Annotated in this window: 6 protein-coding genes; 1 reads left to right on the top strand and 5 read right to left on the bottom strand. The window is 66.3% G+C overall.

Annotated features, from left to right (window positions below; translation table 11 throughout):
- Nucleotides 1-244: 244 nt before the first annotated feature.
- Entirely contained in the window at nt 245-1,054 is an 810-nt protein-coding gene (locus A5702_RS10400) for an SDR family NAD(P)-dependent oxidoreductase (protein WP_055405067.1), read from the top strand.
- 6 nt (nt 1,055-1,060) lie between these two features.
- Here the strand turns inward: A5702_RS10400 and A5702_RS10395 are convergent, their stop codons facing one another.
- The 5 genes from A5702_RS10395 to A5702_RS10375 form a co-directional block, all read right to left on the bottom strand.
- Nucleotides 1,061-2,188 carry an acyl-CoA dehydrogenase family protein gene (locus A5702_RS10395; protein ID WP_068220414.1) on the bottom strand — a complete coding sequence of 376 codons (1,128 nt, stop codon included), beginning with the start codon at nt 2,186-2,188 and terminating at the stop codon, nt 1,061-1,063.
- Nucleotide 2,189: 1 nt separating this feature from the next.
- Nucleotides 2,190-2,831, bottom strand: coding sequence for a nuclear transport factor 2 family protein (locus A5702_RS10390; protein WP_068220411.1), 642 nt, complete (start codon nt 2,829-2,831; stop codon nt 2,190-2,192).
- Nucleotides 2,828-4,468, bottom strand: coding sequence for a class I adenylate-forming enzyme family protein (locus A5702_RS10385; protein ID WP_068220408.1), 1,641 nt, complete (start codon nt 4,466-4,468; stop codon nt 2,828-2,830). Before A5702_RS10385 ends, A5702_RS10390 begins: the two co-directional genes overlap by 4 nt.
- A 6-nt stretch (nt 4,469-4,474) precedes the next feature.
- A complete protein-coding gene (locus A5702_RS10380; RefSeq protein WP_082956017.1) occupies nt 4,475-5,242 on the bottom strand; it encodes an enoyl-CoA hydratase-related protein in 768 nt (255 codons plus the stop codon).
- Nucleotides 5,243-5,312: 70 nt separating this feature from the next.
- Nucleotides 5,313-6,035, bottom strand: a complete 723-nt coding sequence (locus A5702_RS10375; protein ID WP_255378669.1) for an SDR family NAD(P)-dependent oxidoreductase — start codon at nt 6,033-6,035, stop codon at nt 5,313-5,315.
- Between the last annotated feature and the right edge of the window lie 194 nt (nt 6,036-6,229).

Here is a 6,229-nt window from a genome sequence, read left to right as displayed (position 1 = left end):
AAGCATTCGTTCGCCGCCTCGAGGATCTGGTCCCGGCGATCGAATTCCCCATCCGACTCGAGATCGGACGGGGCCGGTTTCGTCGACATGTCGCTCCATGCTACGCGACAAATTCGCGCCTGGTGTTCCATCCAAAGGCCCAAACGTCGCCGCACGGCGGCCGCAAAGTAGTCATTGCAACACATGGCGTACGTCTGTTTAGTATGGCTGTCACCGGCGGTGACGCCAGAAACGAGGGCAGCGCGTGGAGCTTGGTGTGGCGGGACGCAACTTCGTTCTCGTCGGCGGGACGACCGGGATCGGGTTCGCCGCCGCCGAGGAGCTCGCCGCCAATGGTGCCAACGTGGCGCTGCTGGCTCGGAATCCAGAGCGCGCCCGAGCGCGGGCCGAGCAGTTGACCGCGGACTACGGGGTGGGTGCGGTCGGGATCGCCGTCGACGCCGCCGCTTCCGGTGATGGGGTGGATCGCGCCATCGACCGCGCGGCCGCAAGCCTGGGCCCCTTGCGCGGTCTGGCGGTCACCGCGGGACCGATGAAGCAGCAGGGGCCGTTCCTCGAACACGGTGACGAGTCGTGGGACTGGTATTACCAGTTGATTCTCATGGGAACGGTGCGGTCCTGCCGCGCCGTCATTCCGCACCTGCAACGCAACGGCGGCGGAACCATCGTGACGACGGCCGCGTATTCCGTTCGTGCGCCGAAGGTTCTGATTCCGCCGTACAACGCGCTGAAGGCTGCGGTGTTGACGCTGTCAAAGATCCTGGCGAAAACGCATGGGCCCGACGGCATCCGGGTGAACACCGTGTGCCCGGGACTGTTCGACACCGAGGTGAACGACTTCATCCGCGCCAAGCGGGCAGAACAATACGGGGTGGCGCTAGAGGACGCGATCTACACGCACCTGGCCAGCAACCCGGACTGGAACATGCGTGTCGCCCTCGGCCGTGGCGGTCGTCCCGAAGAAGCGGGCGAGCTGATCGCGTTCCTGCTCAGTGACAGGGCAGGGTTCATGACGGGCGCGGCCGTCAACATCGACGGCGGCACGGACTTCTGACGCTCTTCAGATCCCGATCTCGTCGGCGAGCAGCTTCCGGTGATACGAGGCGTCGCCCAGCAGATGTCCCGACGATTGAGCACGCTTGAAGTACAGATGGGCAGGATGCTCCCAGGTGAATCCGATGCCGCCGTGGACCTGGATGTTGGCGGCAGCGGCCCGGGCATACGCCTCCGAACTGCAGGCCTTCGCCAACGACGCCACCGCCGGCAATTCGGGCGAGCGTTTGGCCGCGGCCTGCACCGCGTAATAGGCCGCCCCGCGAGCACATTCGACATCGAGGAAGATATCGGCGCACTTGTGGCGGATGGCCTGGAATGAGCCGATGGGCTTGCCGAACTGCCTGCGGGTCTTCGCGTAGGCGACGGCCATCTCGAGACATCGTTGCGCGCCGCCGACCTGTTCGGCGGCCAGCGCGGCAGCGCCGAGCGCGAGGGTCGAGCGCAACACCGCCTCCGCGCCGCCCGAATGACCGACGAGCGACGCCGGCGTAGCACTGAATTCGATGCGGGCTTGTCTTCGGGTCTGGTCCAGGGTGGACAGTGCGCGGCGGGTGACGCTGTCGAAGCGGTCGACGGCGAACAGCGACAATCCGGAGTCGGTATGGGCGGCCACGAACAGCAGATCGGCGCTGCAGCCGTCGAGGACATAGGTTTTGGCTCCATCCACCACCCAGCCGCGGGCCGTTTCTCGCGCCCGCGTGCGGATCGCCCCGGCCTCCCAGCGGCCCGACTCCTCGGTGACCGCCAGGCTGGCGACGGTCGCTCCGGACGCAATGCCCGGCAGGTACCGCCGTTGGGCGGCGTAGTCACCCGAATTCAGCAGCGCGCTCGACGCCAGCACCGCCGACGCGAAGTACGGGCAGGGCACCAGGGCCCGCCCGAGCTCCTCGGCGACGACGCCGAGTTCGACGAAAGTGAAGCCCTGCCCGCCGAATTCCTCGGGGATCGCGAGCCCCACCAGGCCCAGCTCGTCGGACATCTGCACCCACAGCGAGGGGTTGTAGCCCAGCGGTGATTCCATCTGGCGGCGCACCTGCGCCTCGTCGGCCTTGCTCTCGAAGAAGGAACGCACGATGCGGCGCAACTCGTTCTGCTCATCGGTGAATCCGAATCTTATTTCCTGGCTTGACATCTCAAGACTCCGCAGTCCCGCGCCCGGTCGGGCTGACGCGCGGTGCTTGGACACCCCGGCGCAAAGTGCGCAACCACTCACCGACGGCGGCGGGGGCTGGGACCGGTGCGTCGAATCGTCCGGGATCGGCGGCCCAGAACTCTTCCCACGAGGGAAACGCGTCGTGGAACGAGCCGTCCTGGCCGGAGCTGCCGGGCCAACGCACCTTCTGTGGACCGACAGGCGGGTCGGTGATGTCGCTCCGGTACCAGAACAGCGGGGTGCGGCGCGCGAAATACCAATGGCCGGCCCGCCGTTCGTAGCGGTCCAGATAGGCAAGCATCTCGATGAACCACGCGGTCTCGGTTTCCAAGTCGTTGCGTGAGTAGACAAGTCCGCTCGCTGTGTCGGCATCGTGGACGTCGATAACATGGCCGAGGACACCGTGCGCGCTGCCCAGCAGCGTCGGACGCACCTCTGCGTCGTACCATTGGCGCATCGCGTCGCGGCCGCGCCGTGTGCCAGGCACCCCGACGTCGTCGACGAAAAGGTTTGCCAGGGAATCGAAGTCGCGCATGTCCAGCGCCACCGCGTACCGCGCCGCAAGCTGACGAATTTCCTCGATGGCCTCCAGGCGGGCGATTCGCTCCTCCAACGTGGTCATGCCAGCTCCCCCGAGGTGACAAGCTGCACCAGCCGGGGCTTGTCGATCTTGTTCGTGGTGGTGTACGGCAGCCGGTCGGCGTCGGAGAGGATCACCCACCGCTTGGGGATCTTGTACGCGGCCAGTTCGGTTCGGCACGCCGCGATGAGCTCGTCTTGTGAGGTGTGCCGCCCTTGATTGAGCACGACGACGGCGCAGACGACGGCGCCCTTGTCCGCGTCCGGAACGCCGGCGACATAGGCGATCCGGACTCCGTCGACGCCGCAGATCACCGCCTCCACCTCCACCGGCGCGACGTTGGCGCCCGAGGTCTTGATCATGTCGTCGGTGCGCCCGGCGAAATACAGGAACCCGTCATCATCGAGGTATCCGGCATCCTTCGTGTGATACCAGCCGTCGGCGTCGAACAGCTCGCTGTGCTGCCGTCCGACCATGCCGCGCATCATGGCCGTTCCCCGCACGCAGATTTCCCCGACCATCCCGTTGGGCACCTGTACGCCCGACTCGTCGACGACCTTGTGCTGATAGCCGGGTGCGGATACTCCGAGCGCACCGCGCTTGGTTTCGGGCACCGGTTCGTGTGGGGGCCACCAAGTGTGCGAACTACAGGTTTCGGTCATCCCCAGCTGTGTCACCAGCAGCGACGGATCGGCCGCACGCAGTTCCGGCGCTAACAGGACCTGGTGGTATCCCGCGCGCAGACTTGACAGATCGGTGGACGAGAAGTCGGGATGATTCGCCAGTGACCGGCCCACGTGGGGGAATCCCGTTGCGTAGGTGGCCCGTTCGGATTCGAGCAGGCGCAGCACGTCGCCGGCGTCGAACTTGTGCTCGGTGAGAATAGTGGCGCCGGTCTGCATCGGTCCGAGCAGACCGAACACCAGCCCGGCGACCCAGAAGAACACCATCGGGATGTACACCCGGTCGTCGGGCTTCCACTCGTGCTGGGTGGCGACGAAGCGAGAGTGCGCGATCGCGGTGCCGTGCGTGTGAATGACGCCCTTCGGGTCGGAGGTGCTTCCCGATGTGTAAATGACGACCAGGTCGTCGGACGGGCGGACGGTGGATTCGCATGCGCGCAGAAGCGCCTCGGGCACCGGTTCCGGCCACCTGGAAGGCCATTTCCGATCGGTGTCGCCAAGGGCGAAGATGTTGCGTAACTGAGGTACTCGTTCGATGGCGAGGGGTTCGTTTCCTACCGAAGGATCGCCGGTGGCCTCCGTGATCCGCGCCAGCATGTCCTTGCCGAGCAGCGAGTCGACCGATAGCAGGGTGTGGATATCGGCGTCGCGAAGCAGCCACCTCAACTCTGTCGGCTGAAAGAAGGTGTTGATCGGCACCGCGACCGCGCCGATCCGGGTGGCCGCCAGGAAGGCGGTCGCGAAGTCGGGCCCGTTGGGCGCCAGGATGCCGACCCGAACGCCTTTGGTGACGCCCGCCGCGAGCAGCCGCCGCGCCATGTCGCCAGACCTGGTATCGGCTTGCCCGTATGTGATTCGCTCGATCGTCCCCGCACCGGCCGAGCTGACGACGAAGTCGTTGTCGCCGTACGCGGCGGCCAGGTCGGCCAGCATCGACGGGACGACGGGTGCGTAGGGCAGCGGGTCGTAGCTGAACGTTCGTGCGGATTCACCCATGACGCGTCATTCCACGACCCACCGTGGTTCCCGCTTCTCCGCGAACGCGAGCATCCCTTCCCGGTAGTCGGGATGGGTGAGCTGGTGTTGCAGCACATAGCGGTACGCGACATCGTTGGCCGCGCGCAGCCCGACGTCGAGGCTGCTCCACATCGCCTTGATCGACGCCTGGACCGTCGCCGGCGAGAGTTTCGCGATGTCCAAGGCGATTTCGCGCGCCCGCTGTTGTAGCCGGTCCGCGGGCACGACCTCGTTGATCAGGCCGATCTCGTAGCCCCGCTGCGCGCTGATCCGGCCCTGCTTGGTCATCAGCCCGAGCTGCATCACCATTGACAGCGGCATCCTGCGCAGCAGCACGGCGGGCTCGAGCGCGAACACGTTGCCCACGGCCAGATGCGTGTCGATCAGCTCCGCGTGTTCGGCCGCGATGATGAGGTCGGCGTCGGCGACCTGATGCAGCCCACCGCCGACGACCATTCCGTTGAGGGCGCAGATGACCGGTTTCCACACGTTGTGGTGCAGCCGCGAGCCGGGAACCTTGTTGCGGATGCCGCCCTCGGCCGTTGCCCGGATGTCCTGGCCCGCGGAGAATGCGCGGTCGCCGGCCCCGGTGATGATGGCCACCCGAATGTTGGGGTCCTCCCGCACCCGAGCCCACGCTAGGCCGAGTTCGGTGCGGGTCAGGTCGTCGGTGGCGTTGAGCCGCTCCGGTCGGTTGATCGTGATGGTGGCGACCTGCTCGCTGACGTCGAACAGGATTCTCTTCAGTTCCACGACATCCCCTGGCATCGATTCGTAGCAGTAAACACTACATCAGCATCTGTCTTGTCGTTCCGCATCAACGTCATGGCATCCACTGCCCACCCGACACCGAAATCAGCTGGCCGGTGACGTGTTTGGCCGCGGGTGAACACAAAAATGCCACCACGCCGGCGACATCCTCCGGTTCCCCGATGTTTCCGGTCAGCGTTGTCCGGCGCATCTGCGCCAGCTCGTCGGACGTCTTGCGCGACAACAGCCACGGTGTCGCGGTGGTGCCAACAACGACGGTGTTGACCCGGATGGCGTGGACACCGAGCTGAACGGCCATCAGCCGGCTCAACCCCTCGACGCCGGCCTTGGCGGCCGCATAGGCCGGCGGCCCGGTGCGTACCCCGTGGGCCGACACCGAGCTGACGTTAACAATGGCCCCGCCGCCGTGCGCGACCATCTGCCGGGCGACGACCTGTGCCATCACGAAGGTGCCCTTGAGATTGACGTCGACAATGCGGTCCCAGTCCTCGTCGGTCTGCTCGAGAAACGTTCCGGGCAGCGTCATCCCGGCGTTGTTGACTAACGCCCGAACGGGCCCATACCGGTCGGCCAAGGTGCTCAGCGCGTCCTCGACCGCGTCACGGTCGGTGATCGATACGTTCATCGGGACGAGCGATCCCGCTCTCGCGTCTTCCGAATCCTGTGCGCGTGCGATGGCCTTCGCATTCACATCGATCGCGGCCACCCGGTGCCCGCTGCGAATCAGCTCGGCCACAATGGATTCCCCGATGCCTCGCGCTCCCCCGGTGACCACCGCGAGGGAACGTGAGTCACCCGACACGCTGCCCACTCCCCCGCCGCGGTCCAGCAGCCGTGCCGGTGCGCTCGATGGCGGCGATCGAGGCCCGCACAAGTTCCACGGCTTCGGCCATGAGTTCCAACAAGTCACCCTGACCGCCGTCGGCGACCCACGAATCGATCGCGGCGCGGTTGGCGGCGTTGATCAGC

This window comes from Mycobacterium sp. E3339 (genome assembly GCF_001666915.1).
GTDB lineage: Bacteria > Actinomycetota > Actinomycetes > Mycobacteriales > Mycobacteriaceae > Mycobacterium.
Note: the sequence above shows the minus strand (reverse complement) of the source record. Positions and strands in the feature narration are given on the sequence as shown.

What these genes read in the sequence shown, in the direction of transcription:
- A5702_RS10390 (WP_068220411.1), bottom strand. Translation starts at nt 2,831, where the DNA reads ATGACCACGTTGGAGGAGCGAATCGCCCGCCTGGAGGCCATCGAGGAA.
- A5702_RS10385 (WP_068220408.1), bottom strand. Translation starts at nt 4,468, where the DNA reads ATGGGTGAATCCGCACGAACGTTCAGCTACGACCCGCTGCCCTACGCA.
- A5702_RS10395 (WP_068220414.1), bottom strand. Translation starts at nt 2,188, where the DNA reads ATGTCAAGCCAGGAAATAAGATTCGGATTCACCGATGAGCAGAACGAG.